Source organism: Streptomyces sp. NPDC004658 (assembly GCF_040609555.1).
Taxonomy (GTDB): domain Bacteria; phylum Actinomycetota; class Actinomycetes; order Streptomycetales; family Streptomycetaceae; genus Streptomyces.
This window is the reverse complement of sequence record NZ_JBEXKG010000122.1, coordinates 1-23,973: the sequence shown is the minus strand read 5'-3', so window position 1 is coordinate 23,973 and position 23,973 is coordinate 1. Positions and strand designations below refer to the sequence as shown.

The 23,973-nt window shown below is 67.9% G+C and carries 26 protein-coding genes and 2 pseudogenes; 18 read left to right on the top strand and 10 right to left on the bottom strand.

The window, feature by feature from the left end; all coding sequences use genetic code 11:
• Positions 1 to 193: 193 nt before the first annotated feature.
• The 3 genes and pseudogenes from ABZV94_RS30510 to ABZV94_RS30500 form a co-directional block, all read left to right on the top strand.
• Positions 194 to 322 (top strand): annotated as a pseudogene (locus ABZV94_RS30510) (hypothetical protein); the annotation flags it as partial.
• Between the two features lie 224 nt (positions 323 to 546).
• On the top strand, positions 547 to 1,035 hold the full coding sequence (locus tag ABZV94_RS30505; RefSeq protein WP_356346040.1) for a hypothetical protein: 489 nt from the start codon (positions 547 to 549) through the stop codon (positions 1,033 to 1,035).
• Positions 1,036 to 1,128: 93 nt separating this feature from the next.
• Complete coding sequence (locus ABZV94_RS30500) at positions 1,129 to 1,425, top strand: hypothetical protein (protein WP_356346031.1); 297 nt, start codon at positions 1,129 to 1,131, stop codon at positions 1,423 to 1,425.
• 108 nt (positions 1,426 to 1,533) lie between these two features.
• Here the strand turns inward: ABZV94_RS30500 and ABZV94_RS30495 are convergent, their stop codons facing one another.
• From ABZV94_RS30495 to ABZV94_RS30480, 4 genes are all read right to left on the bottom strand, one after another.
• The gene (locus ABZV94_RS30495) at positions 1,534 to 2,094 is read right to left on the bottom strand and encodes a GNAT family protein (RefSeq protein ID WP_356346029.1); all 561 of its coding nucleotides are present in this window, start codon (positions 2,092 to 2,094) and stop codon (positions 1,534 to 1,536) included.
• A 9-nt stretch (positions 2,095 to 2,103) separates the two neighbouring features.
• Positions 2,104 to 2,760 carry an IS5 family transposase gene (locus tag ABZV94_RS30490; protein ID WP_356346037.1) on the bottom strand — a complete coding sequence of 219 codons (657 nt, stop codon included), beginning with the start codon at positions 2,758 to 2,760 and terminating at the stop codon, positions 2,104 to 2,106.
• A gap of 129 nt (positions 2,761 to 2,889) precedes the next feature.
• On the bottom strand, positions 2,890 to 3,774 hold the full coding sequence (locus ABZV94_RS30485) for a hypothetical protein (RefSeq protein ID WP_356346026.1): 885 nt from the start codon (positions 3,772 to 3,774) through the stop codon (positions 2,890 to 2,892).
• A 232-nt stretch (positions 3,775 to 4,006) separates the two neighbouring features.
• Positions 4,007 to 4,342, bottom strand: a complete 336-nt coding sequence (locus ABZV94_RS30480) for a DUF6233 domain-containing protein (protein ID WP_356346024.1) — start codon at positions 4,340 to 4,342, stop codon at positions 4,007 to 4,009.
• Positions 4,343 to 4,599: 257 nt separating this feature from the next.
• On the opposite strand from ABZV94_RS30480, the gene ABZV94_RS30475 reads away from it, so the two are divergent.
• The 3 genes from ABZV94_RS30475 (at position 4,600) to ABZV94_RS30465 (ending at position 6,764) form a co-directional block, all read left to right on the top strand.
• On the top strand, positions 4,600 to 5,556 hold the full coding sequence (locus ABZV94_RS30475; RefSeq protein ID WP_356346021.1) for a site-specific integrase: 957 nt from the start codon (positions 4,600 to 4,602) through the stop codon (positions 5,554 to 5,556).
• Positions 5,557 to 5,711: 155 nt separating this feature from the next.
• The gene (locus ABZV94_RS30470; protein ID WP_356346020.1) at positions 5,712 to 5,915 is read left to right on the top strand and encodes a hypothetical protein; all 204 of its coding nucleotides are present in this window, start codon (positions 5,712 to 5,714) and stop codon (positions 5,913 to 5,915) included.
• A gap of 114 nt (positions 5,916 to 6,029) precedes the next feature.
• The gene (locus ABZV94_RS30465; RefSeq protein WP_356346017.1) at positions 6,030 to 6,764 is read left to right on the top strand and encodes a hypothetical protein; all 735 of its coding nucleotides are present in this window, start codon (positions 6,030 to 6,032) and stop codon (positions 6,762 to 6,764) included.
• Between the two features lie 271 nt (positions 6,765 to 7,035).
• On the opposite strand, the gene ABZV94_RS30460 is transcribed toward ABZV94_RS30465, so the two are convergent.
• On the bottom strand, positions 7,036 to 7,365 hold the full coding sequence (locus ABZV94_RS30460; RefSeq protein WP_356346015.1) for a nucleic acid-binding protein: 330 nt from the start codon (positions 7,363 to 7,365) through the stop codon (positions 7,036 to 7,038).
• Positions 7,366 to 7,607: 242 nt separating this feature from the next.
• Between ABZV94_RS30460 and ABZV94_RS30455 the strand changes: the two genes are divergently transcribed.
• From ABZV94_RS30455 to ABZV94_RS30445, 3 genes and pseudogenes are all read left to right on the top strand, one after another.
• Positions 7,608 to 9,482 carry an ATP-dependent helicase gene (locus tag ABZV94_RS30455; RefSeq protein ID WP_356346013.1) on the top strand — a complete coding sequence of 625 codons (1,875 nt, stop codon included), beginning with the start codon at positions 7,608 to 7,610 and terminating at the stop codon, positions 9,480 to 9,482.
• Between the two features lie 265 nt (positions 9,483 to 9,747).
• Positions 9,748 to 10,212, top strand: a complete 465-nt coding sequence (locus ABZV94_RS30450) for a ricin-type beta-trefoil lectin domain protein (RefSeq protein WP_356346011.1) — start codon at positions 9,748 to 9,750, stop codon at positions 10,210 to 10,212.
• A gap of 60 nt (positions 10,213 to 10,272) precedes the next feature.
• Positions 10,273 to 11,084, top strand: a pseudogene (locus ABZV94_RS30445) (IS5 family transposase).
• A 182-nt stretch (positions 11,085 to 11,266) separates the two neighbouring features.
• Here ABZV94_RS30445 and ABZV94_RS30440 read toward each other — a convergent pair.
• Together ABZV94_RS30440 and ABZV94_RS30435 are read right to left on the bottom strand one after the other, a co-directional pair.
• Positions 11,267 to 12,340 (bottom strand): SMI1/KNR4 family protein, encoded by a 1,074-nt coding sequence (locus ABZV94_RS30440; protein WP_356346009.1) that lies wholly within the window; start codon positions 12,338 to 12,340, stop codon positions 11,267 to 11,269.
• 299 nt (positions 12,341 to 12,639) lie between these two features.
• Positions 12,640 to 13,542: a helix-turn-helix transcriptional regulator gene (locus ABZV94_RS30435; protein WP_356346007.1), complete on the bottom strand. Its 903-nt coding sequence runs from the start codon at positions 13,540 to 13,542 to the stop codon at positions 12,640 to 12,642.
• 183 nt (positions 13,543 to 13,725) lie between these two features.
• On the opposite strand from ABZV94_RS30435, the gene ABZV94_RS30430 reads away from it, so the two are divergent.
• Genes ABZV94_RS30430 through ABZV94_RS30420 form a run of 3 tightly spaced genes read left to right on the top strand, consistent with a single transcriptional unit; the run spans position 13,726 to position 15,074 of the window.
• On the top strand, positions 13,726 to 14,565 hold the full coding sequence (locus ABZV94_RS30430; RefSeq protein WP_356346005.1) for an SDR family NAD(P)-dependent oxidoreductase: 840 nt from the start codon (positions 13,726 to 13,728) through the stop codon (positions 14,563 to 14,565).
• A gap of 45 nt (positions 14,566 to 14,610) precedes the next feature.
• On the top strand, positions 14,611 to 14,826 hold the full coding sequence (locus ABZV94_RS30425; RefSeq protein ID WP_356346003.1) for an SDR family NAD(P)-dependent oxidoreductase: 216 nt from the start codon (positions 14,611 to 14,613) through the stop codon (positions 14,824 to 14,826).
• A complete protein-coding gene (locus ABZV94_RS30420) occupies positions 14,823 to 15,074 on the top strand; it encodes a hypothetical protein (protein ID WP_356346000.1) in 252 nt (83 codons plus the stop codon). Before ABZV94_RS30425 ends, ABZV94_RS30420 begins: the two co-directional genes overlap by 4 nt.
• A gap of 166 nt (positions 15,075 to 15,240) precedes the next feature.
• Here the strand turns inward: ABZV94_RS30420 and ABZV94_RS30415 are convergent, their stop codons facing one another.
• The 3 genes from ABZV94_RS30415 to ABZV94_RS30405 all read right to left on the bottom strand — a co-directional run bounded on the left by ABZV94_RS30415 (position 15,241) and on the right by ABZV94_RS30405 (position 19,105).
• Positions 15,241 to 16,005: a hypothetical protein gene (locus ABZV94_RS30415; RefSeq protein WP_356345998.1), complete on the bottom strand. Its 765-nt coding sequence runs from the start codon at positions 16,003 to 16,005 to the stop codon at positions 15,241 to 15,243.
• Positions 16,006 to 16,533: 528 nt separating this feature from the next.
• Positions 16,534 to 17,868 carry an ABC transporter family substrate-binding protein gene (locus ABZV94_RS30410; RefSeq protein WP_356345996.1) on the bottom strand — a complete coding sequence of 445 codons (1,335 nt, stop codon included), beginning with the start codon at positions 17,866 to 17,868 and terminating at the stop codon, positions 16,534 to 16,536.
• A 40-nt stretch (positions 17,869 to 17,908) separates the two neighbouring features.
• Positions 17,909 to 19,105, bottom strand: a complete 1,197-nt coding sequence (locus tag ABZV94_RS30405; RefSeq protein ID WP_356346034.1) for an IS256 family transposase — start codon at positions 19,103 to 19,105, stop codon at positions 17,909 to 17,911.
• 900 nt (positions 19,106 to 20,005) lie between these two features.
• On the opposite strand from ABZV94_RS30405, the gene ABZV94_RS30400 reads away from it, so the two are divergent.
• The 6 genes from ABZV94_RS30400 to ABZV94_RS30375 all read left to right on the top strand — a co-directional run bounded on the left by ABZV94_RS30400 (position 20,006) and on the right by ABZV94_RS30375 (position 23,932).
• On the top strand, positions 20,006 to 20,173 hold the full coding sequence (locus ABZV94_RS30400) for a hypothetical protein (protein WP_356345993.1): 168 nt from the start codon (positions 20,006 to 20,008) through the stop codon (positions 20,171 to 20,173).
• A gap of 84 nt (positions 20,174 to 20,257) precedes the next feature.
• The gene (locus tag ABZV94_RS30395; protein WP_356345991.1) at positions 20,258 to 20,887 is read left to right on the top strand and encodes a DUF6461 domain-containing protein; all 630 of its coding nucleotides are present in this window, start codon (positions 20,258 to 20,260) and stop codon (positions 20,885 to 20,887) included.
• 173 nt (positions 20,888 to 21,060) lie between these two features.
• Positions 21,061 to 21,537 (top strand): hypothetical protein, encoded by a 477-nt coding sequence (locus tag ABZV94_RS30390; RefSeq protein ID WP_356345990.1) that lies wholly within the window; start codon positions 21,061 to 21,063, stop codon positions 21,535 to 21,537.
• 155 nt (positions 21,538 to 21,692) lie between these two features.
• The gene (locus tag ABZV94_RS30385) at positions 21,693 to 22,232 is read left to right on the top strand and encodes a hypothetical protein (protein ID WP_356345987.1); all 540 of its coding nucleotides are present in this window, start codon (positions 21,693 to 21,695) and stop codon (positions 22,230 to 22,232) included.
• Positions 22,229 to 23,347: a hypothetical protein gene (locus tag ABZV94_RS30380; RefSeq protein WP_356345985.1), complete on the top strand. Its 1,119-nt coding sequence runs from the start codon at positions 22,229 to 22,231 to the stop codon at positions 23,345 to 23,347. The genes ABZV94_RS30385 and ABZV94_RS30380 overlap by 4 nt, the downstream gene beginning before the upstream one ends.
• Before the next feature lie 90 nt (positions 23,348 to 23,437).
• Positions 23,438 to 23,932 (top strand): DUF4238 domain-containing protein, encoded by a 495-nt coding sequence (locus ABZV94_RS30375; RefSeq protein WP_356345984.1) that lies wholly within the window; start codon positions 23,438 to 23,440, stop codon positions 23,930 to 23,932.
• Positions 23,933 to 23,973: the final 41 nt, after the last annotated feature.

Below are 23,973 nucleotides of genomic sequence, written 5' to 3'. Positions count from 1 at the left end.
GCCTCCAGGCCATCGAGCGGGACACCGACGTCGCCTGAGCTGTGGTGCACACAACTTCGTACTCGGTGGTGCACTCAGAGGAGTACTTGGACAGCGGGAGCCGGCCGAAGCGGTCGCGGCCGCGCGGGCCGCCGTCGACGCACCCGACGGGATCGGCACCCTCGCCTCCTACGCCACCGAGGTCGCGCTCCCGGTGAAGGGCACCTGGAAGAACCCCGCGATCGGCACCGCCCGCGCCGACGTCGTCCTGATCGCCCCGGAGGCCGGGGTGCCGCTGCTGTTCATCGAGGCCGACAACTGCACCGAGGAAGCCGTCCTCATCGCCCAGAAGTTCGACAAGTACGCCCGGTTCTTCCAGCGGCAGGAGAAGGACACCGACGGCATCGAGAAACCGATGTGGCGCACCCGCTGGTCCGCACCCCCCTCCGATGAGTACGAGCGGGTGCACCCGCCGGTCCTGCTCGTCTTCCACCAGGTCGGCCAGCGCTCCGCCAAGAGCCAGATGGCCAGGGTCGCCGACCTCACCCGTCACCACTGGCAAGGGCGGTGGCATCCCGAGGGCGGCTACCACTCCTACGACCGCTGCATCCCGATCGTGGCGACCACGCTGGAGGAGCTGCGCGCACACGGCCCGGCCGGGCCTGCCTTCTGGCGCTTCGGCCGCTGCTGGAGGCGATCGGCAATGCCCGCCGGGACGCTTACCTCGCCCGGCGTCGCCAGGCCGCCCGGGAAGAGCAGCGGCGCCGTGCGGAGCGGGAAGCCGCACAGCGGGAGGCGCGGCGGCCGGTCTGCGCGGACTGCGGGCGGAAGTTCACCGACGACCGGTGGGAGGCGATCGGCTACACCCGGGACTGGAGCAAGCGCCAGTCGCACCCGCACCTGTGCGAGGACTGCCAGGACCGGGCCGTCGCAGCCGAGAAGCAGGCCGAAGCCGACGAACGCGAGCGCCAGGAGCAGGAGCGCCTGCGCCAGGAGGCAGAGGAACAGGCCGCCGCGCAGAAGGCCGGCGGCTGGCTCTCCCGCTTCCGCACCTGACCCGGGCAAGCCGCGGCCACCGACCACGCGGGCAAGCCCAAGGCAGCCCTGGGCAAGCCCGCGTTGTCGGTGGCGGCTGCAACGCTTGGTCGGATGAACGGCGATGAGCAGCTGCTGAACGGCCGGGTCTACGGCGCGGAACACGACGACTCCCACCCCGGCCCGCTCCCACACCGGACCTACGCCGAACTGGTCGGCGGGCCGCTGGACGGCCTGCTGCTGGACATCCACGGCTGGCGGACCGAGGAAGTCGACGACGGCGTCGCCCTGTCCACCGAACTGTCGCGGTGGCCCGGCGGCCGCGCCCTGTACGACCCGCGCCCCGGCGAACCCCGCACGCCCGGTCCGGGTGTGAGCTGTCGCTTCTACTACTCCGGCGACACACCCTGACCACAGGCCCGACCACGGCACCGGTCGCCCCGACCACAGACCCGACCACGGCAGGTCAGGAGTCGGTGATGTGGTCGAACCCGCTCAGTGCCTGTCTGAGATCCCGGGTCAGTTCGCAGCGGGTTCGGTAGTGTCGCTGGACTCCGCTGTGAGGGCCCAGCGCTCGTGATCTCTCCATGCACCGTTGATGAATTGGAAGGCGGTTGAGTAGCCTTCGCGCCGGAATCCGAGGCGTTTGATCAGGTTCAGGGAGGAAGTGTTGTCGGGCTGGATGTTCGCCTCCAGCCGGTGTAGCTCGAGCTTGTCGAAGGCGTACTGGATGACGAGCCTGAGTCCCTCGGTCATGTAGCCGTGGCCGGCTGTGGAGCGGTAGGCGGTGTAACCCAGACACCCGCTTTGGAAGCTGCCGTGGACGATGTTGTTGATGTTGACTCCACCGACGATCTCGCCTGTGCTGCGCAGGCAGATCACAAAACCCTCGTGGGCGGGCTGCTCCAGCCGGGCAAGGTAGTTGTCGAAGGCTTCCTTGGTCTGCTCGCGGACTCCAAGCCAACGCTGCAGCATGTCGGCGCTGTCTCGGGCCAGTGCTGCCCGCTCCTCGAAGTCCTCACGGCAGACGTGACGGATGGCCACTCGTGGCCCTAGCAGGAGATAGCTGGGTATTGCCATCCGGGGATCTTATGCAGGGGACTTCCTCGACCACCTGGGCTGAGGTCCCTTGCGGGTGAGCCTGCGGGTCATCAGCGTGATGAGTGCCCAGGTCAGGTGCGCTTCCGAGTGCTGGGGCAAGCGCTCGTAGTCGCGGACGTTGCGCCGGGATTTCATGATCCAGCCCAGGGTCCGTTCGACCTTCCAACGCCGGGGCAGGACGACGAAGCCCTTCGCGCCGCGGGGCCGGGAGACAGTCTTCAGGGTCATCTTGAGGAAGTCGTCGGACCAGGTGGTGAGCTGGCCGGCATAGGCGGAGTCGGCCCAGATCTGGGTGATCTGGGGCTGCATGACGCGCAAGCGCCAGAGGAGTTCGCGGGCGGCGTCCCGGTCGGTGGTGTCGGCGGGCGTCACCGTGATCATCACGGGAAGCCCGAGGGTGTCGACGGCGATGTGTCTCTTGCGTCCGTTGATTTTCTTGCCCGCGTCGAAGCCGCGGGTGGCCTTGGAGACGGTCTCGGCTGCCTTGACGGACTGCGAGTCGACGATCAGTGTCACCGGCCAGGGGCATCGCCCCTGGCCAGTGCAGATCTGACGGCGGAGCTGGTCACGCAGGAAGGCGACGACTCCGGCCCGGTGCCAGCGGGCTGACCGCGCGCCGGCCCCGGCGTCCGGGCCGTTGCGCACCTGACGCACAACTCGCACCCTCCCGTTGCCGATCAAGAGCAGAGGCAGCGCTTGGACGTCGTGAGGCCCCGCCCTGCGCTGCTGCGCCGGTGCGGGGCCTCACACGCGTATCCGCGGGGGGTCGGATGTTCATGCACGCGCTGCCGTGTCCAACGTTGCCGTCCGGCCGGGGTCACGGCCTGGCTCTCTCCTACCCCCGTCGTCGTCCTTCTGCTGCCGGCGTTCCGCCTGCTCTTTGCGCTCCTTGGCCTCGATCGCGTACGCCAGCGCCCGGTGGTGCTCGTTGACGCTGCCGGGTTCACCGCGACGCTGGGCGATGTCCCCGGCCAGGTAGTGGGCAAACAGACGCACGGGCTTGTGACTGCTGCCGTCGGCGAACTCCAGCAGGTGCAGCAGCGCCTTCAGCTCGCTCCTGCGCAGGGGCACGTTGACGATGTCGTCGTCACGGGAGGTCAGCGCCTGGACCGTGCGGTCGTAGTAGGCCCCGCAGCGGGCGTTGTCGAAGCGCAGCTCATAGCTCGGGTTGCCGTAGTCGACGCGCCGGTAGACCCGCAGCCGTTCGCACAGGCCGGGGAGGTCCTGAAGGGGCTGGCGGTAGAAGGGGCGGTCGCTGCTGCCCGCCGCGTGCGGATCGAGTTGCCAGGAGGAGAGGAAGGCCGCCACGCGGTCGGGCTCGGGGATCAGGCCGGCGCCCAGCCAACGTGCACCGTCGTAGAAGGAGTCGCCGGTGCCCACCCGGCCCTTGGGCATGACCCACAGGCACCAGCCGGACGTCCCGGACCAGTGCAGCCCAGCTTCGGCATCCGGAAGGATCCGACGGACGAAACTCTCGTTGAGGTTGACGTTGCCCTCAACGTCGTTGTGGTGCTTCTCCCGGTCCTCATCATCGTCGTATCGGCCCCAAGCACTGACAGAGCTGACGGGCGTCCCCTCGGCCAGCAGCTTCTCGGCGACAGCTGTCATGTAGTGGCCGATCGCGTTTTCCAGCGCGTCAGCCAGTGCGGGCTCTGCCATGCGGTCTTCCCTCCCTCGGAGGCCGTCAGTGAGTCCGTTCTGCCTGTCAGCAGATGGCGTCACCTGGTCGGCCGACACCTTGTCAGACCTTTGTAGCGCCGCCGGGTCCGTGACCGGGCACTTTCCGGTCGAGCACCAACGGGGGCTGGCTGCGCGCCCCTTACCCGCCCGCGAAGAAAAGATGGCCACCGGGCCGACCAGGGCGCCGCGCCCTCACCTGCAGGGGCCGAGATCAGCCGCCGTCGCCAAGGTGATCGAAGCCACGCAGCAGCGGCTCAAGCTCGGCTGCGGCGCCGCACAGCGAACACAGCCGGACGCCGGCCTTCTCCGCAGCATCCATGGCCCGCTCCACCGAAAGCACGGGTGCTCCCTCCGGTGCCTCCTCGCAGTCCGGGGCGTGCAGCACGGCGTCGCCGGGCCCGCGGCCGCCCGACTTCGCGAGCACCCAGCCGGGAGGCCGGCGCGGTCCGAGCAGCTGCTCCATGGCCGACGGCGGCGGAAGACGGGTGGTGGGGACATCGTCGTAGCGGACGCCGGCGACGCGCTCCACGTGGTCGGGGGCCTTCACCCACACCGTGTACCAGGCGGGCTCTACGGCGCCGTCAGCGGTGTTCTGCCAGGCCGGGACGGAAACCCTGAACAGCCAGCCCTCGGGTGTCTGCTGGCGTTCGTGGAGGCGTCCTGCGACCTTCTGTTTTCTAGGGCGAGCGAAGCTGTGGTGTGACGTGGCGCGGATGGATCTCGTTGATCTTCTGAGGCTCGTTCTCGGGGGGTGTGGCTCTGTGGCGGGTTGTTGTATGGACCGTTACGACGAAGGAGTTGCACGTGCGGGCGTTTCCCGTGGATCTGCCGTCCGGTGCGCGGTACTGGACAGTGATCGATGACGATCTGTGTGTGGTGCCGGTCGCCGACCAGTGGCTTCGGTTCCTGCGGTTCGGGCGTAGCCGGACGGAGCTGACGACACGGTCGTACGCCAGCGGGGCCGCTTTCTACTTCCGCTGGTGCCGGGCGACGGGGCGACAGTGGGAAGAGGCGGCACGGGACCTGGGCTTGTTCATGGTGTGGCTGCGCCATTCCCCGGCCCGGCTGGGCACCGAGACCTCGACAGTCGTGTGGGGCCCGGGCACCCGGCCCGTGCGGGGCGAGCGGCGGGTGAACGGCGTGCTGGCCGCGGTGCGCGGCCTGCTGTCGTACGCCGTGTCGGTGGGCGCGGCACCTCGGTCGGTGCTGGGGCAGCTGTATGAGCTGGCGGACAGCCGGGATCTTCCGGAGGAGGCGAAGGGGGAGGAGACGGGTCTTTACTACCGGCTGCGGGCCCGGCACCGCCTGCAGGAGCCGAAGGCGGACGTCGACCGTGCCCGGGACGACGAACTCGTGGCGATGTTCCTGGCGTGCCGCAGCGCCCGGGACCGGCTGATCGTGCTGCTGCACGGCCGGGTGGGTCTGCGGCGCGGCCAGGTGGCCGGGCTGCGTCGCAGTGACTGCCATCTGCTGCCCGACTCCCGTGCTCTGGGCTGCGACGAGGAGGGTGCGCACGTGCATGTGCGGCGCCGGGCGAACTCGAATCGTGCGTGGTCGAAGTCGAAGACGGCGTGGGTGCAGCCGCTGGACTTCCTCGTGGTGCAGGCGTTCGACCAGTATGTCGACGAGCGGCTGGAGCGGCTGGGTGCGGGTGGCAGCGACTTTCTGCTGGTGAACCTGTCGCGCGAGCCGCTGGGCGCGCCGATGCCGCCGGCGGCGACCGCACCTTCCTCTACCGCCACCGCGACCTGCTCACGCTGATCCACACGGCCGAACGCCAGCCGCACGAATCGCCATACTCCGCCGGCCCCCCCGTCAGCCTCGCGTCACTTCAAGCCGACCTCGCCAACTCCCACGCCCGCAATACCCGGCTCGTCACACAGATCCGGCGCCTGGAGCGGCGCCTGTCAGAGCTCATGGGCGAACAGACGTGGCGCGAATCGGGACTGGGCGCCCCCGCCGACTATGAAGAACTCCAGCGCCAGGTCGTGCGCCTGGAACAGATGAACACCGAGTTGACCGCACGACTAGAGGAGCGAGACGCGGAGCTGGAGGCGGCCCGCGCCGCCAACCGTGAGCTGACCCGGGCCTTGAACCAGCGCGAAGCCACACACCGGTAGGCCAGACGTGCCCAGGCACGAGTGCGCCTGGCAGTGCTGCTTGCGTGTGCCGATCTCGTCGCGGATCGGCTACACAGCCTCCAACTCTTTCGGTAACCGGCCACAATGCAATCCATGCCGCAGCCTTCTCAGATCGTGAACCCTGGCCCTCTGACCTTGCGGAAATGCCGTCTCGGACGCAGCGAGTTGGATCGCCTGTTCAGTGTTGCCGCTGAGGGCCTTCCTGGGACATCCGTCCATATCTCGACCCAGCGTGATGGCATCGAGTTCTCATACGCGACCTTGAGCGAGCTGGCGACAGCCGTTGAGCAAGCTACAGGCAGCAGCAGCCAGGATTGGACCAACCTTGCATTCGAAGGTCAGGGCGCGGAACGCCGGGTTCGCATCGATATCGACCTAGAACGGGTTGAGGTCCATGTGTCAGGCGAGGAGGCGACTTGGGTCCACGGCCGACGAGCTGTCCTGGAACAAATCCTGAGGAAAAGCGGAGGCCACGAGCCAGGGAGGGCGAGGTCGAGCTGGTCGGGGAACCTGCTTGGTGGCGGCGTACTGATGGCCGTGCTGGTGGTGATGGCTCATACTGTCGGGCCGCTCATCGACCCCGCCGAATATAAGCACCTCGACCCCCATGCGTCGCTGTTGTTGGGGCGCGCATCCATGGCCATGATTCTCATCGGAGGACTCGGTACGTGGATCACTCGAAGGGCACAGAGACCGCTTCTCCTTGTCACAGGGGAGGTACCAGCGGGCTCCTGGTGGAGTCGGCTCTCGCCAAATGAGAAGTTTGCTGCGGTTGCAGCCGGTGCGGGTGTCGTTTCCGCAATCGCCGCGGTGTTCAACGGCGGATAGCAGCGGAGGGCCGGCCCCCACTCTCTTGCGTGAGGAAGCCGAGCGGCAGGCCATCCGCGATCGCCTCAACGAAGCACGATCACCGTCCGAGTGAATCGCTCTATGCCTTCGTGAACCACACGTGTTGCACACGGTATGGTCGTGCCAACCGCTTCTGAGCTGCATGAACTTGAACCGCACGCTGGCGCTGCCCCAGAGAACTTCTGGCCGTCCGGGAGGACCACCGTGATGGGTGGCGGCTCGGGCGGCGTGTCCGCCACGGCTACGCCTCCTACTCCTGGCCGTCCGAGGCCGCGGCGAGGGCGTGCGGGCGCTCCGGCCCTGCGACCGTGTCCCAGAAGGCGTGCGTGAGGATCACGCCGGTGAGTTCGCGTTCCCTCTCCTGCAGCGTGGCGACGCCCTTGCGTTCCTGCTCCGACCAGCCCGGCGAGTCCGGATACGCGGGCGACGTGGCGAGCCAGTAGCCCTCGGGGCGCTGCCAGGCCTCCATCGGCTCCACGGAGTACGGCAGCCGCTCGTACAGGGCCGCGAGGTCGGCGCGCACCTGGTTGAGGTCCCGCTGCGCGGTCAGGAGATCGTCGGGAAAGTCGTACGTTGCCACGGCCCAACAGCGGCATCACGGCGCCGGCCGAGTCTGGCCGCGGCATGATCTGGGTCAAGGAGTGCTGACGGACCCCACCGCCCGGTGGGCAATCCGTGCAGCCGGGGGCCTACTGACGAAGTAGCCGGCTGAGCGTGCCGGGCCTTTGACTTGGCCGTACTTTCTCCAGTTGCGGAGCCGTGCGGCCCGTGGGACGTCACTGTTCCCCGGCCCCATGGCGCCGCACGTCAACGGGCAGGGCAGTGATACAGGTCAGTGACACCCTGCTCGCGGAGCTCGACAGTCTGCACCCCAGGCAGCGGGCCGCCGTTCTCCACGACGGCAACGTCGTTCTGCGGGCCGGCCCCGGAAGTGGGAAGACGCGCACCCTCGTCGCCCGGATCGCCTACGTCCTCCAGACGCAGATCTCGTCCTTCCGCGGCGTGGCCTGCATCACCTACACCAACCCGGCGGCCGAGGAGATCCGCCGCCGCGTCCACCGCAGCGGCGTGCGCGCCGAGGGGCGGATCACCTGCTCCACCGTGCACGCCTTCTGCCTGAACGAGATTCTGCGCGCCTTCGGACCCCTGACCGGGCAGCCGGCGCCTGAGGCGGGACAAGTCCTCAGCAAGGCGGCCATCGAGGCGCTCCTGCAGCGCTGCTTTGACCAGGTCGGCATCGGCGAGGTCCTCGCGCAGCACCGCGTGCCCCAGAGCACCAAGATCCGCCGGGCCCTGGCCTGCAACGAGGCCCTGGACAGCTTCGACCCGCGGGAAGTCCAGGCCGCACGCCTCTACGATGAACAGCTCATCCTCCGAGGCGAGATCGACTTCGAGGCCATGGTCATCCGGGCCGTGCGCCTCGTCAGGGAGCACGCACACGTCCGCGACCTCCTGCGTGCTCGCTTCCCCCACCTCGTCGTCGACGAGTACCAAGACCTCGGCGGAGTCCTTCACAAGCTCGTCCTCGCCCTGCGCGACCTGGCCGGCATCACCGTTTTCGCCGTCGGGGACACCGACCAGTCCGTCTACGGCTTCACCGGTGCCGACGCCAAGTACCTGACCGAACTGGCAGACCGACCGGACTTCCGAGACCTCGAACTGGAGGTCAACTACCGCAGCGGCCAGGACATCATCACCGCCGCCGAAGCCGCCCTCGGGCTCTCTAGAGGCCGCCTCGCCCGCGAGGGTGCACCCCCAGGCGACGTCAACCTTGAACAGGTCGAGGGAGGCCTCCAAGACCACGCCAGAGTGGCCTGCGATCTTGTCGAACAGGCGCAGAGCAAGGGCATCAGCCCTGAGCGGATCGCCATCCTCTACCCCGCTCGCGGTCGCCTGCTCGACGACGTACGCCGTGAGCTCACCCGACGCGAGCTGGACTTCCGGCACGAGGGCGACGACAAGCTGCCCGCGGGCAGCCTCTCCCGCTTCGTCCAGCGCTGCGCGGCCCGCGCAGTGACCAACTATCAGATCCACGCCGCATCCGGCGCCGACCGCGCCGACATGCTGCGACGTGCGCAAGCGCCGTCCCTTGCCTCCCTGGCCCGCGCCCTCACCACACTGCGCACCGAGGCTCAGCTCGCCCCGCCTCCCTCGCGGCTCTTCCTGCCCAGGGCTCTGCAACAGTGCCTCGACCCCGGGGAGCTCTACCCCGCCGACGCCCCGGCCCTGGTCTGGCTGGAGCAGCTGCGCGCCGGCTTGGCTCTCGACGAGGTAGCCGCGGGACACCCTGATCAGGACAACACGAGCAGCCTCGACGGCCTGGCCGGTCTGTGCCGGTCCAAGGATCTTGTGCTGCAGGACCTCGCGCGCGGCGAGGAAGTTGTCGGAAAGGTCCTGCTTGCCACCTACCACGCGGCCAAGGGCCGAGAGTTCGACACGGTGATTCTGCCGGGCCTCCTGCAAGGCCTCATTCCGCGCGATGTTCCTATCGGCGGGAACAGATGGCGGAAGCCCACGGAAGCGGAGCTCGAGGAGCAAAGGCGCACCTTCTACGTCGCCCTCACCCGTGCCGAGTCGACCGTGACCATGATCGTCGGGTCCGGGTACGAGACCAGGACCGGATACTGGATGTCCCTTGGACCCTCAGCCTTCGTGATCGAGATGGCGCGCCGTCTTTTTCCCGAGGAAGAGACATGACCAGGCGGACGGACCCGGCCCCGGTCCGTCGCTCCGCCCCCGACTACGGTGATCGACATGTAGAGCGCGCGGCCTAGACCCACATCTCGTGTTCGTTGCGGTAGTGCGGCCACGGCTGTCCGGCCTGACCCGCGGCGAGGACGTGTTTGATGCCCACGGCCCACGTGCCCGGTTGCAGGAGCTCGTTGAGCCGTTGCCACGCCTGCTGGTAGTCCTCTTTAATCTCCCTGGCTAGACGTCATGCCACGAAAGCGGGGGAGGACACGTGCTGAGGAAGGTTGCCGCCATAGGTGCGGCCGCTGCGCTGTGTTGGGGTCTGGGTACCGCACCCGCACAGGCGGTGATGGATTACCAGCACGTGTACAGCGTGGCTGATGATGGCGAGTGCCTGGATTACAGGGCCGACTACGGGCCCTACACGACAGGCTGCAACGGTGGCGCCTATCAGACCTGGCTGATGAGCGTTCAACTTGAAACGCTGACCGAGCTTCGGCAGAACGTTGGTGACAAGCTGTGTCTGGTCGCCCGCAACGGTCAGCCCGTGATGAGGCAGTGTTTGGCCGACGATCCGGCAGCCTTGTGGACCGTGCACAGCATCGGTATTGCCACGGGATACCAAGTGATCAACAACGCAACCAAAACCTGTCTTGTCGCGGGATCAGGGACGATCCATCACGTACACCTGGACACGTGCGACGGCGGCCGCTCCCGGCTGTGGTGGAGCGCCTGATCGTTCGCGCCTGAACAGTGCTAGGGATGTCTTTCCGATCATCCGATCGTTGGGCTGGTCGTGAGGGATGGGGAGATATCCAATGCCGCTTGGTCGGTGATCGAGCCGTTGTTGCCTCCGGTGGGCCGTGCCCGGGGCAGGTGGCGGGATCACCGCCAGGTGCTGGAAGGCATCGTGTTCACGTTCCGTACCGGCGTGCCCTGGAGGGACCTGCCCGAGCGGTTCGGGCCCTGGCAGACGGTGCACGGGCGGTTCGCCCGCTGGGCCGCCGACGGCACCTTCGACCGGCTCCTGGCCGCGGCCCAGGCACGGGCCGAGGTGGACTGGCTGGTCGCACTCGACTCCACGATCGTCAGGGCTCATCAGCACACTGCCGCCAAAGGGGGCTCGAGGAACGAGGACTGGGACGCTCCCGCGGCGGGCTGACCAGCAAAATTCACCTGGCCTGCGACGGACGCGGCCGGCCACTGGCCTTCCTCGTCACGGCCGGCACCCGCAACGACTGCACGCAGGCCGAAGCCGTCATCGACGCCATCCGGGTCGAGCGGCCTGGACCTGGGCGACCGCGGCGGCGGCCCGAACGGGTCGTGGCCGACAAGGGCTACTCGGCCCGCTCCTTCCGCGCCTACCTGCGCAGACGCGGAATCAAGGCGACCATCCCCGAGCGCGTCGATCAGCTCGCGGGCAGGGCACGGCGCGGCGAACGCCGGTGCGGCTTCGACAGGGCCGTCTACCGGCGCCGCAACGTCGTCGAACGCTGCTTCCACCGCCTCAAGCAGTGGCGGGGCATCGCCACCCGCTACGACAAGCAACCCGCCCGCTACCGCGCCGCGATCATCCTGGCCAGCACACTCATCTGGCTCGACACATGATCGGCAAGACACTCCCTAGGGCACCCACGACGGTGTCCGGGGCCGTCGAGCTGTGAGCACGCCGCCGGGGACGGACCTGGCGATGGTGGCACTGCGGCGGGCACACGAGGACGCCCGCCGCCACCGCTCCAGCGACCGGGCCGATACGGCTGTCCAGGCGGCGCTGGAACGTTCGGCACGGCCTAGCCCGAGGTGCGACGATCGTTGACGACAGCGCGTACGGCGCGGTCGCCGCGGGGGTCGGCCATCAGGCGGGCGATGTCCCACCACCGCAGCAGCAGCGCCGGATAGTGCGGCGGTATCGCGTCCATGAACTCCCGGTCGAACCGTGCGCGGACGCTGTCGTGGCGTAGGGCGGCGCGGATGTCGTCCATGGACGGCGGGAGGTGGCGGATGGCGGGCGGCAGCATGGCTTCGTACTCCGGCGCCAGGTTGCGGCCGGGCTGGACCATGATGTTCCCGCCCAGCGCGGCGGCAACGTCGTCCTCCAGTTGCTCCTGAGCCTGTATGGCACGCTCCCACCAGTAGTCCCGGAAGGCGGCGACGGCCTCGGGATCGGACAGGTCGAGGGCGTCGCGTTGCTCGTCGAATTCCGCACCCTCATCGCCGGGCAGAGTTTCCCGGATCGCGCCGAGAGTCTTCGCGGGATGGCGCGCCGGCGCCTGGCCGAGGTGGCGCACCCACTGGTCCCTGTGCTCCCCGCCAGGAGGGGGCCCCCACACCAGGGCGCCGCCCATCATGCCGGGCTCCTGCGGCCCGGCCGCCGCCAAGGGGGCTTCCAGGCTGACCGCCATGAGTTCCAGGTAGGCGGGCAGCGACTCGTACTCCCGCTCGCGCTCCCCGAACCTGGTCCACTTGCATACTTCCCCGGTCTCGCCGTTCAGGTAGAGGCCGTAGACGGTGTCGTCGGGGTTGAAGGAGCAGAAAGGTATCCACGATGGCTTCCACAGCACCAAGGCGTCCTCACCCTCGCCGTTCTCCTCCTGGAACCGCATCTGCATCTGGAAGACCTCGATGACGGCGTCGAGCGGCATCAGAGCCCAGTCGCCCAGCATGAGCCCCGAACCGGCCACGCCGTCCTCACCGGCGGACAGCCGCCACAGCGCCTTCAACTCCTGTGGAACGCTCACGCCGAGGGCTTCTTCGAGAGCCACGATCTCGTCGTCGGAGGCGCCGGGCCTGAGGGCCGCGTACGACGGCGGGGCGTAGTCGGCCAGCCATTCCACGATCCGGCTCCATGCCTGGGTGACTCGCACATCTGCTGGTGTGTCAGTGGTCATAGTCACCACGTTTGCATTGCACCCCGACCCCTCACACAGGGGGCCCGAGCGCCCTACAGGGACCGTCAGATACGGCGGTAGCGAGCAGTGAGCGGCCACGTCCGCCCCCGTGCACAGCACGAGCTGGCCCGGGCTGGTGGTCAGGGCGTGGGGCTTGTGCCGTTCCGTGGGGCCTGTTACGGCTCCGTGGTTGGGGTATCCACCGCACCTGTGGGGTATCCACCGCGCCCGTGGGTGGGTGGGGGGGGCGTGTGGTGTCTGGCTGGGCTGGTATGTCAGTGGTGTGCTCGTGGGGGGTGCGCTGTGACGTTGCCGGTTTCGGCTGTGGCCGTGTTCCAGTGGGCCAGCAGGCGCAGGGCGGTCTCGGACGGGCTGCCGGGTTCGGTGGCGTAGACGAAGAGGATCTGGTCGGGGTCGTCTGCGGGGGTGAGGGCCTGGTAGGTGACGGTGAGGTCGCCGACGAGGGGGTGGTGGTAGTCCTTGGTGCCGGTCGTGCGCCGGTGGACTTTGTTGTCCGACCAGAAACGGTGGAATTCCTTGCTGTGCAGGGACAGGTCACCGATCAGGGCGCTGAGGGCGGGGTCGTCCGGGTGACGGCCCGCGTCGAGGCGGAGCATCGCGGCGGTGTCCGCGGCGACGCGGGTCCAGTCCCGGTACAGCTCGCGCGCGTGCGGGTCGAGGAAGACGAAGCGGGCCTGGTTCCGCTCGGCTGCGGGCAGCGTGTGGAAGTCGGTGATCAGGCGTCCGGCGAGCTGGTTGTGGGCCAGTACGTCCAGGCGCCGGCCGAGGACGAAGGCGGGACGGCAGGTCTGCTGGAGGGCGTCCAGCAGGTCCCAGGTGGCGCGGTGGACTCGTTGGGGACGGGGGTGGCGGCGCCGGGCGGGCCGGGGCCGGGCGAGCGTGTGCAGGTGGCTGCGTTCGGCGTCGTCCAGGCGCAGGGCGGTGGCGAGCGCGTCGAGGACCTCCGCTGAGGCGCTGCGGCTGCGGCCCTGTTCGAGGCGCGTGTAGTAGTCCACGCTGACACCGGCCAGCCGGGCGAGTTCTTCGCGGCGCAGGCCCGATACCCGGCGTCGGCCCAGGCCGGGGTCGTCGAGTCCGGCCTGCTGTGGGGTCAGGCGCGCGCGGGCGGAGCGGAGGAATTCCGCCAGGGGTGCGCCATCGGGGTGCTCAGGGTCCATCCCTCCAGGATCGCGCGGTTGCCGTGGATGCGGCGGCGTGAGGGTGGCCCGGTTTGTCCCCCGATCAGGCGGGCCCTTCTACGGCCTCGTCTGCCTGCTCACAGCTGCTTCAGTGGAAGCCGGGCCCGGTCACCGGCAGAGGCGGCCGGGGCACTCTCTCACGAGACGATGTGGAGGCATCTCATGGCGACCTGGTTCATCACCGGCGCATCCCGCGGGCTGGGGCTGGAAATCGCGCGGGCCGCGCTCCGGGGCGGCGACACGGTCGTGGCCGCCGCCCGCAACCCGCAGAAGCTGCCAAAGGACCTGCAGCACTCCGGCCGAGTCCTCGGCGTCGCACTCGACGTCACCCACGGCGAGGAGATCACGGCTGCCGTCGAGACGGCCGTGCGGCACTTCGGCGGCATCGACGTCCTCGTCAACAACGCGGGCCGCGGCCTGCTCGGAGCGCTGGAGGAGATCACCGACTCCGAAGCACGCTCCCTGTTCGACCTCAACGTCTTCGGGCTGATCAACATGACCCGCGCCGTCCTGCCCGTCATGCGAGCAGCCGGAGCAGGGAAGATCGTGCACATCGGCTCCCGCTCCGGATTCGAGGGGGAGCCCGGGGTGAGCATGTACAGCGCCTCGAAGTTCGCAGTGGCCGGCATCAGCGAGGCGCTCGCAGCAGAGCTGGAGCCGTTCGGGATCCAGAGCATGGTCGTGGAGCCCGGCGTCTTCCGCACCGACTTCCTCGACACCAGTTCCCTGTCGACCGCGGCTCAGCGCATCCCCGCCTACGACGGCACACCCGCCCACGCCACCCTGGACTGGATCGACACCGCCAACCACACCCAGCTCGGCGACCCCGTCAAGGGCGCTGCCCTGATCTACGAGGTCACCAGCGGGGACAAGCTCCCCGGGCATCTGGCCCTGGGGCGCGACGCGATCGAACGCCAACTGGTCAAGATCCGCAACCTTCAGGACGACCTCGCGGCCTGGCAGGACAAGTCCGCCGCCACCGCCTGCCACGACGCCTCCTGACTACGCCGACCGATTCCCAAGGAGCAGGAAGACGGCCGCGTCGCCGTGGCCGCCGGCGCCCCCAGCGGAATCGGTCCAGCCACCGCACGCCGGCTCGCCGAACTCGGCGCCGCTGCCGCCGTCGTCACACGCCGCCAGGACAACTTCTCCGCCCTCGCCGCCGACATCGCCTCGGCCGGCGGAAAGGCCCTATACCTGCCATCGACGAGCTCAGGGTCGACGACTGGCAGCGGCAGATCGATCTCCACGTCACGGGAGTGAACCTGATCAATACCTCCTCCATCGCGGAGACGCGCAGCCTGGAGAAGTTCTCGATCTACTCGGGAACCAAGGGCACCCATGATGCCGGCGAACGACCGCACGCCCTCTCCCGCCGCGAACTCGGACACCACGGTGCCCGCGCCTGTCTTGCGGGGTCGCCTTGTCGCCGTGGCGCTGCTGAGCGGAGCCGTCCGCGGATCGGGGGCTTCCTGACCGGCTTTGTCGTGGCCTGGTGGCAGCACGACTGACACCCCCCGGCGCTCGGCACCCGCCAGGGGGACCTACGCCGCCGACGGGACCGCTCGCGACCGTACGACAGGATGTGGTCATGGCGCTTCAAGACACCGCCACCGAGCAGGCCCCGCGAGATCGGGTCGAGGAGCGACTGCGGGCATGAGAGGCAGCCCAGGGACATCACTTCACCACGACGTTGTCCCCGGTCGAAGTCGACGGCCCGGTGGTGGTGTTGCCGTAGTACGCCCAGCGCCACGTGCCCGTCTTGGACGCCTTCACGGTCGTCTTGAGATCACCCGAGCCGTTCGCGTACACCTTCTTCACCGTGGTGTAGGAGGTGGCCCCGGTGGGCTTGAACTGCAGGCTCACCAGGCGGCCTCCGTAGGAGGCGTACTTCCTGGTCTCCCAGTTGGCTCGCGTGACCTTTCCGGTCACAGTGATGGTCCTGCCCTTGGTCACCGGCTCGGGTGAGGCGTTCACGGTCAGGCGGGAGTTGCGCTTGACGTAGACGGTGAGGCCCTCGTCATCAGTGTCACCGCCGCCGCCCTGGAAATACACCTCGGCCGCGACCTTCCAGGCTCCGGCCTCGCTGTTGTGCATGTCCCACTCGCTCGGGTCGAAGTACATCGTCTCGTTGAAGTCGCAGACGCCCGAACTCACCTTGATGCAGTCGCTTGTCTCGATGGCGTGCCACAGTCGATCACCCGTGTCGCCGCGGTACAGAAACACCGCCGGCCACTTCCACTTGTGGGTGGTCGCCATCCGGAAGGAGGCGGGTACCGCGACCTCATTCGACACGCCGATCACGATCGGCTTGCCGCCGTTCACCTGGACGCGGGTGAACGAGGCCCCGCCTTCGGCCGCGCCGGCCGGAACTGCGGCCATGCCGGTGAACACAGCGGCCGCGCCACCGGCCAGGGCGGCTCTCCATAGCTTCTTCCCCACTTGATCCCCGATCTCTCTACCGAAAGGCGCGGGAGATACCCTCCGGCACGCTTTGGACAGCCGTGATCCACACGGGGTTGTACACCCGTGGATCACGATCGGGCATCAGACGACTTCGCCTCACGCGAGGCGATGCGCCGGGCATCGGAGGGGACCGGCAGCACGTTCTCGACCGGGTCATCTCCGCGGCGCGAGACTTTCTCGCACAGAAGCGCGCCAGGGCCCCCAGCCGGTGAGCCGCGTCGCCTGCCCCCTGACCGGTTCACGGAAAGCGGGCCAGAACCGCCCGAACCGGCGCAGGCAGATGCCGCCAGGGCTGCCCCGCCAGGATCGGGGTGCACCGTGCCCGCTGTCGGCCGTCTGCGAGAGGAGGTCGCTGAGGGCCTCGTCGGTGATCGGGACGATCTGCGTCTTGGGCAGCTCACAACCCTTGCCGATCTGACAGAGCGCGGGCCGTGGGTGACGTCCCCGGGACCCTGGCGTCACGGGATCAAGACGGCGCGAGGACGCCCCCACGGCGGCGCAGCGTCACTTCTGCCAGCCGACCGTCTCCGGCAGGGGGGTGCCGAAGATCGTGGCGCCGACGTTGGCCAGTCCCTTCTTGACACCGTAGACGGAGGGACCGCTGTACAGCGGCAGGAAGGCGTACTGCGCGAGTTCCTTGCGTTCGATCGCGTTGGCCTGGGCCGTCTGCTTCGCGGGGTCGGATATCCGGGACGCCGCGTGGATCTCCTTGTCCAGTTCGGGGGTTCCGGTGCCGGTCAGGTTGGAGTCACTGTCGGTGCCGTAGAACTGGTACAGGTAGCGAGCGCCGAAGGGGTCCGTCGAGCGGTTGCCGGAGAGGAAGAGGTCGAAGTCGCGATCGCTGAGGATCTTGGAGAAATCGGCTTCGTCCGCCTTCTTGATGTCGACCTGGATGCCGACCGGCTTGAGCATGGCGGCGAACGCGTTGGCCGTTGCCTTCTCCAGCGGGTCGTCGCCGAGCAGGGTGTAGCCCACCCTGAGCTTGTTGCCGTTCTTCTCCCGGACGCCGTTGCCGTCGGCCCTCCAGCCGGCCGCGTCGAGAGTCTTCTTGGCGTCGTCGGGCGAGTACTTGATCACCGATGAGACGTTGTCCGAGTAGCCCTTCTGGAAGCTGTAGAGCAGTGCCGAGCCGGGAAGAGGCTCGGAGTAGTCCAGGCCCTGGAACTGGATCTTGGCGACCTGTGTCCTGTCGATGCTCTCCAGCAGTGCCTTGCGCACTCCGATGTCCTTGAGCACCGGGGACTTCGCGTTGACGTAGAGCGAGTACTCGAAGGGGCTGCCGCCACGACGGATCTCGGTTCCGTTGACTCCGCTGATCTGCTTCAAGCCCTCGGCGCTGCCTGTGGCGGCATAGTCGACCTGCCCGTTCTTGAAGGCGTTGATCGCGGCCTCGGAGTCCAGGTTGACGTAGACGCGCTTGTCGAGTTTGCCTCTCTTGCCCCACCACTTCGGGTTGCGGACGAAGGTGAGGTTGCCGCTCTTGGTGTCGAAGGTGCCTACGGTGTAGGGACCCGCGCCCCATTCGGGATGCGCCTTCTTCACATAGGCGTCGTTGAAGTTGGCGACCGTGGCGGCCTTGGGATGCAGGAACGTCGTGAACAGGCTCGACCACCACGGGTCGACTCCCTTGAAGTCGATGACGGCCTGCCGGTCGTCGGCGCCGCGGGTGACCGAGACGATGTTCCGGTAACCCTCGGTGTTGGTCGCGTTGTAGTCCTTGTTCGAGCCGTTGTTGGCCTGCCAGGTCGCCTTCACGGCCCGCCAGTCGATCGGGGTGCCGTCGTTGTAGGTGGCCTTGGGGTTGAGTGTGAGGATCACCCGCTGGTTGCCGCCGGTCACGGGTGTGTCAACTTAACGGTTGATCTTGGTTGTTGAGTGGTCAGTTGTTGCTCGGGGTCAGGCGGCCCTCGAAGGCGATCTGGAACGCGTTGAGGGGTGCCTTCCAGCGCATGGTCCAGCGCTTGCGGCCCTTGCCAGTCGGGTCCAGGCTCATCAGTGCCATGTAGATGCACTTGAGGGCGGCGGCCTCGTTGGGGAAGTGTCCGCGGGCACGGACCGCTTTGCGGATGCGGGCGTTGACGCTCTCGATCGCGTTCGTGCTGCAGATGACCTTGCGTATCTCGACGTCAAAGGAGAGGAAGGGCACGAACTCGGCCCAGGCGTCGGACCACAGCTTCACGATCGCCGGATACTTCGTCCCCCAGGACTCCTGGAACTCCAGGAACCGCTCCGTGGCCGCATCCTCGCTGGGTGCGGTGTAGACGGGCTTGAGTGCCTTGGCGACCTTGTCCCAGTCCTGACGGGCCGCGTAACGGAACGAGTTCCGCAGCAGGTGAACCACGCACGTCTGGACGATCGTGCGAGGCCAGACGGTCTCCACGGCCTCGGGCAGGCCTTTGAGCCCGTCACAGACCAGCATCAGCACATCGTCCAGGCCGCGGTTCTTCAGCTCGGTGAATACGTGCAGCCAGTACTTGGCGCCGTCGCCGGCCCAGATGCCGAGGATGTCGCGGGTGCCGTCCACGGTCACGGCCATCACCACGTATATCGGGCGGTTCGCGACCTGCCCGTCCCTGATCTTGACGTTGATGGCGTCCACGAACAGAACCGGGTAGACGCGGTCGAGCGGCCGGTTCTGCCATTCGGCCATGCCGTCCATCACCTTGTCGGTGATGGTGGAGATGGTCTGCTTGGACACCTCCGCCCCGTAGACCTCGGCGAGGTGCGCGGAGATCTCCCCATGGGTGAGACCTTTCGCGGACAAGGACAGCACCATCTCGTCGATGCCGGTCAGGCGGCGCTGCCGCTTCTTGACGATCTGCGGCTCGAAGGTGCCGGCGGTGTCGCGGGGCACTCTCACCTCCACCGGGCCGACGTCGGTCAGCACGGTCTTCGCCCGGGTGCCGTTGCGGCTGTTGCCGTTGTTCTTCCCGGCCGGGTCGTGCTTCTCATAGCCGACGTGGTCGGTGATCTCGCCTTCCAGGGCGGACTCCAGCACCCGCTTGGTCAGCTGCTGCAACAGCCCGCCCTCGCCGGTCAGCTGCAGCCCCTCGTTGCGGGCCCGGTCGACCAGCATCGCAACGAGCTGCTCGTCCGACACCGCACTCGACGGTGCCTGAACCACCTGCTCGGCCTGCTCGTTCTCCACGGCGGTCTCCGTCATCAGACGCATCTCCTTGATCATCAGATCCGCCGTTGATTAGACACTCCCTCAGGTCGAACATGCCGGACGCGGCGAACGCCTCGGCCAGCTGCGCCCCGACTTCATGCGCCCCGAAGCCGATCGCGGCGACCAGGTGCACCATGCTCCTGGAGTCCGGCCTCTCCGCCTCGACCGGCACGTCCTCGCCGGCTTCGAGCGCCGCGCGCACCAGAGCGGGGTCCGCCGCCCCGCGGTACGGCTTCATCAGCCGCCGGGCAGCCTGATACAGCGTCTCCAGCCCTTCCTCACCCGCCCCGGCAGCGTGGCGGGCGAATTCCACCAGGCGCTGCGACGCCGACCGTTGCAGCACCCACACCAGGGCCTGGCGAACGGCCTGCATCGGGGGCTCCGGCACCGGAACCGCCCCCGGCATCACCGGCATACCGGCCTCGGCGAACCACTCCAGCACAGCCAGCCGCCGGTCCCGCCCCTGCCGAAGATGCCGCGCCAACGCCGCCGCGCTCTCCACCACCACCGGATCGACCGCGTCCACCACCGAACCACGGCCACGCCCGAGCCCCCGGCGCCGGTGCCGCGGCAACAACCCCGCCCGCCGCCAGCTCTCCAACTGGCTTGCCGTCACCTCCAGTTCCCGCGCCGCCAGTTCACGGACCACCTGGACATCTGCCGGACTCGGTGCTCCTCGCGCCATGTCCACCATTACAACCCCGAGAGGCAGGAATTTTCGCGGGCGTGCGGCTCTGGCTCACTGGTCCCAGAACACATTCCGCACGGCGCGCCACCGCGCCGTGCCCGACCAAGAGGACACCCACCATGCCGAAGATCGACCGCATGCCCTCTGCCGCCCCGCACACGGACAACACGGCACCCGTCCCTGCCCCCTGGCGGCGCCTCGTCGCCGTAGCGCTCCTGAGCGGAGCCGTGCGCCGCATCGGGGGCTTCCTGACCGGCCTTGTCGTGACCTGGTGGCAGCACGACTGACACCCCGGCGCTCGGCGCCAATTCGCCGGGGGGACCTATGCCGCCGGTACGGTCCCGCTCGCGACCGTACGGCAGGATGTGGTCATGGCGATCCAAGACGTGCGCTGGCTGGCGGAGTCCGAGTGGTATTACAGCGTCACCTTCGCCCGTGGCATCACACCGGATGAGTTGGCCGTACGCCTGGGGGCCAGTCCCGCTGCCGCGCGTGCGACGGTCACGGCGCAGGAAGCAGTCGCTCTCCTGAGTGATCCCGACGTCGGCGTCGCCCGGATCGGGCAGGCGGACGGATGGGCATTCGCCGCCGAGTACGGGGAAAGCCGCGGCACCCGGCACGACATCCTCACGCGTATCTCGCGCGACGGCGTGGAGGCCGTAAATCTCGACCCTCAGGCGTTTCACCCGCCTCCGCTCTTCTCCTACGCCGCGGACGGTGAACTGCTGTGCTCGTTCGGCCTCGGCGAGGAGCGACGACGATGGGGGACCCAGCCGGATTTGCTGCAGGAGGACCTGACGGCAACGGGCATCATCCTGCCGACCGGGGATCACCTGCGCGTGAGTGCCGAGCGGCACCAGCACCGGATCGCGATGTCCCTGGGCGTGATCGAGAGGCATTTCGGACTCACCCTGCCCCGCGATCTGCTCGAGTACGACCGGCTCCCCCTCGCAGTGGTGAGCGGCAGCCCCGCCCTTGACTCGCTGGGCAGCGACGCCTGAGACCGGGGTCCGGTGAGGACGTCCCAGCGAGCGCATTGGCGCCACTACAGGCCCGCGCAGATCAACATTTTCGTCAGCCGCGCTGTGGCTACGGTCACACGACTCGGCGTTGTGCGAGAGCCACTTGGCGGAGGACGGTGGTGTCTGGCGCGGGGCCGACAAGAAAGACCACTATGAGATCCAGCACTGATCGGGTCGCAGAACTCTTCGGCACCGACGAAGTTCGAAGTCTCCTTGCCACCTGTCTCCCCGGCTACGAGGCCTATGCCTTTTCTGAGCTGGCCCGCGCAGCACGCGACCGGCTCGCCGACACCCCGGCCCACAGCGTTGGCATTCTCGCGCGGGAACTGCGTCGGGCTGGCTTGGCTATCCATCACGCTCGCGACACCGGTCAGCACGCAAGGGAAGACCCAGCTCAGCTCGTCGCGTTCACCCGTATTGGTTGCGACTGGTGGGCGAGGACGGTGGACCACGACGGACCTGGGCTCGTCCAAGCCCACCTCATCGATCCCTGCGAACAGCTGCTCTGCGCCGGCAACACTGGTGAACGCGACGATGGCTACGCGGCACTGCGCGGACTTGCCACCCGGCTCGGATCCCACAGTGGCTTCGTGTCTCGCTGGACGCTGCACATCGACGACGGTGCGTAGCATGAACGCCAAGCAGAAAGAGCAAGCACATGGGTGGGAGGCGACATTTGGGCCGCTCGCCAGCTGCCGCACCGCTGCGTACGGTAGCCGGGTGAGGTGGCACTCGGGCGAAAACCGTGCGCCGGTTTGACCTCCGCTTTCCTACACTTGTGGTCGTGGCGATAATCTACAGCAGCGGAAGCTGTGACGACCTTCCCGAATACGCGAGGCCGGATGGCTACCTGGCTCCGCTCACCGCCACGCCCACCGAGTGGGTCACGGTCCTCGGTGAGCCCGTCCAGGACAGCTTCGACTGGGGGATCAGCAGCTACCTGGCCCGTCCTGAGACACGGGCACGTGCCCTTCAGGAGTACACCTGGACTCAGGCAGCGATCGGCGCCGCCGGGATCAGCACCTTCTACCCAGAGAAGCGTACGGTCTTCGAAGAGGGACTGCGAGACGAAGAGGAGCACGCGGAGTTCTTCGTCCAGCGCCGAACCCATCACGGGCTCGCCGAACCGACGCTGGAGTTCACCCCCTCCTTTCTGTGGTACTTCGACGCCATCCCTAGGAACGACGGCTCCTGGTACTACCTCGACGACGCCGGCCGTGACCACGAACTGGTGCGACCCCGACGCACCGACACCGAACTGCGCATCGACATCGCGCCCTCCCCCTGCGCCGCTACCTCGCCGCACGGAGCCGCCTGCTGGTGATTCAGCACGACCGCATTACCCGGCTCGATCACGTCCCCGACCCGGCGATCGACGCCGCCGACCGCTCGGAGGTGCGGCACTTCTCCTTCCACAGTGGAGACCTCCACTCAGCGGATCGCCCGGGTTTCGTACGGCTGGTCGGAAAGCAGATTGTGTTGCCCATCGACGCAGACCCCGCCGAACTGGCCCGTCCGCACACCCCCGAACGCCGGTTCCCGGAATTTACGGTCGCGATCGACCCCAACACCGGGGAGCCCGTCACCTCCACGTGCGAGCCGGACAAGCTGAGCAACTACTTCACGGACCGCGGCACCCCGCACTACCTGACCCGGGTCTACTTCCGGCGCGAGGTCCTCAACAGGTACACCTCTCAGCCGTCCCGCTACCGTATCGAGAACGGCCGCCTGAGCTGCCTGGGACTCTGGGGCATCTCCATCGGCACCAACCCCGACGGCCTCATCGAGGTCTACCTCGGAGACCTCGGACGTGACCTGCCAGCCGAAGAACGCGATCACTGGCTCAGCTTCAACGTCCCGCCCAGCGGAGGACGCGACGAGGGCCGTTTCGACCGCGACATCCTCGGCCGATGGACCGATGGACCGCCCGACCCGCTACGCCGACTGTTCGCCGCACGAGAGCACTTCAGCACCGCCCTGGGCACGCTTCTGGGACAAGCGGTCTACAAGCCATGGCACCCCGCCGACCAGATCGCTTTCGAGGGCCTGCACATGCCCACCAGCAGCGAGCAGCACGAAGCCGACACCCTCATACTGCTGCTCGCCAAAGGCGTCATCGACTACCTGAATGTCAAGGCCCTCCGACGCCTTCCCGGAGTGACCGACTCCGAGGCGCAAAGCATCAACTGTCTCGAAGCATGGGTCTCCTCCAGCGGAGGGGACAACGACACGCTGATCCGCCCGCTGCGTGTCCTGCAAGGCCCCCGCTCCACCGGGCCGGCCCATCTCCGCAGAAAGGACTGGCACGCCACCCTCACGCGCGCCGGCCTGGACGCATTGAGACCCGATGAGCAGTTCGTGCAGGTACTCACGCTGACCGGTGACGCCCTCAGCGCGCTTGCCCAGCACGCCGAGTCGCAGCACCAGCCCAGCCAGTAGACAACCTGCGGTTCCCCGCAAATCCAATGACACTTTCTGCTCAGTCCCCTGTATGACTGGCGTGAAAAGCCGAACAGGGGAGGGCAGCCGGTGGGTAAGGCGTCGTCGGGGAAGCGCGCGGCCAAGGCAGGGGGCACCCGGGATCACACAGTGCCGCAAATGTACCTGAAGCACTTCGCCCAGCACGTAGCACGCCGCAAGTACCAGCTGATGGTGCGACGGCTCGACACGATCAATGAACCGTTCACCGTGACGCCCACCGGCATCGCTGCTGAGACCGGCTACTACTGGGGGATCAGTGCCGAAGGAGTCCCTCACCACCATGTCGAGGAACTGTTCACCTCCCTCGAGGGACACGCCGAAACAGTACTGAAGGTCATCATGAACGACCCGGACTGGGCGCTCACACCGCACTGGCCGTTGCGCCCGGATCAGCGCCACGTCCTCGCCTGGTGGATGGCTGCCCAGATCTTGCGCACGACGCGCCAGCGCAAACGGCTCACCCACCAGCAGACCGAAGCACCAGACATCAGAAGCCGTTGTCTTTCCGAGAGCGGCGGGTCTGTTTCCGCTGGTCAGGTGTAGGGGCGGTGTTTCGGCGGGAAGGACGGGGTGTCGTGTCGTCT

What these genes read in the sequence shown, in the direction of transcription:
- ABZV94_RS30465 (WP_356346017.1), top strand. Translation starts at nt 6,030, where the DNA reads ATGCCGCAGCCTTCTCAGATCGTGAACCCTGGCCCTCTGACCTTGCGG.
- ABZV94_RS30430 (WP_356346005.1), top strand. Translation starts at nt 13,726, where the DNA reads ATGGCGACCTGGTTCATCACCGGCGCATCCCGCGGGCTGGGGCTGGAA.
- ABZV94_RS30405 (WP_356346034.1), bottom strand. Translation starts at nt 19,105, where the DNA reads ATGCTGGTCGACCGGGCCCGCAACGAGGGGCTGCAGCTGACCGGCGAG.
- ABZV94_RS30400 (WP_356345993.1), top strand. Translation starts at nt 20,006, where the DNA reads ATGCCGAAGATCGACCGCATGCCCTCTGCCGCCCCGCACACGGACAAC.
- ABZV94_RS30390 (WP_356345990.1), top strand. Translation starts at nt 21,061, where the DNA reads ATGAGATCCAGCACTGATCGGGTCGCAGAACTCTTCGGCACCGACGAA.
- ABZV94_RS30435 (WP_356346007.1), bottom strand. Translation starts at nt 13,542, where the DNA reads ATGGACCCTGAGCACCCCGATGGCGCACCCCTGGCGGAATTCCTCCGC.
- ABZV94_RS30500 (WP_356346031.1), top strand. Translation starts at nt 1,129, where the DNA reads ATGAACGGCGATGAGCAGCTGCTGAACGGCCGGGTCTACGGCGCGGAA.
- ABZV94_RS30495 (WP_356346029.1), bottom strand. Translation starts at nt 2,094, where the DNA reads ATGGCAATACCCAGCTATCTCCTGCTAGGGCCACGAGTGGCCATCCGT.
- ABZV94_RS30395 (WP_356345991.1), top strand. Translation starts at nt 20,258, where the DNA reads ATGGCGATCCAAGACGTGCGCTGGCTGGCGGAGTCCGAGTGGTATTAC.
- ABZV94_RS30470 (WP_356346020.1), top strand. Translation starts at nt 5,712, where the DNA reads ATGGGCGAACAGACGTGGCGCGAATCGGGACTGGGCGCCCCCGCCGAC.
- ABZV94_RS30485 (WP_356346026.1), bottom strand. Translation starts at nt 3,774, where the DNA reads ATGGCAGAGCCCGCACTGGCTGACGCGCTGGAAAACGCGATCGGCCAC.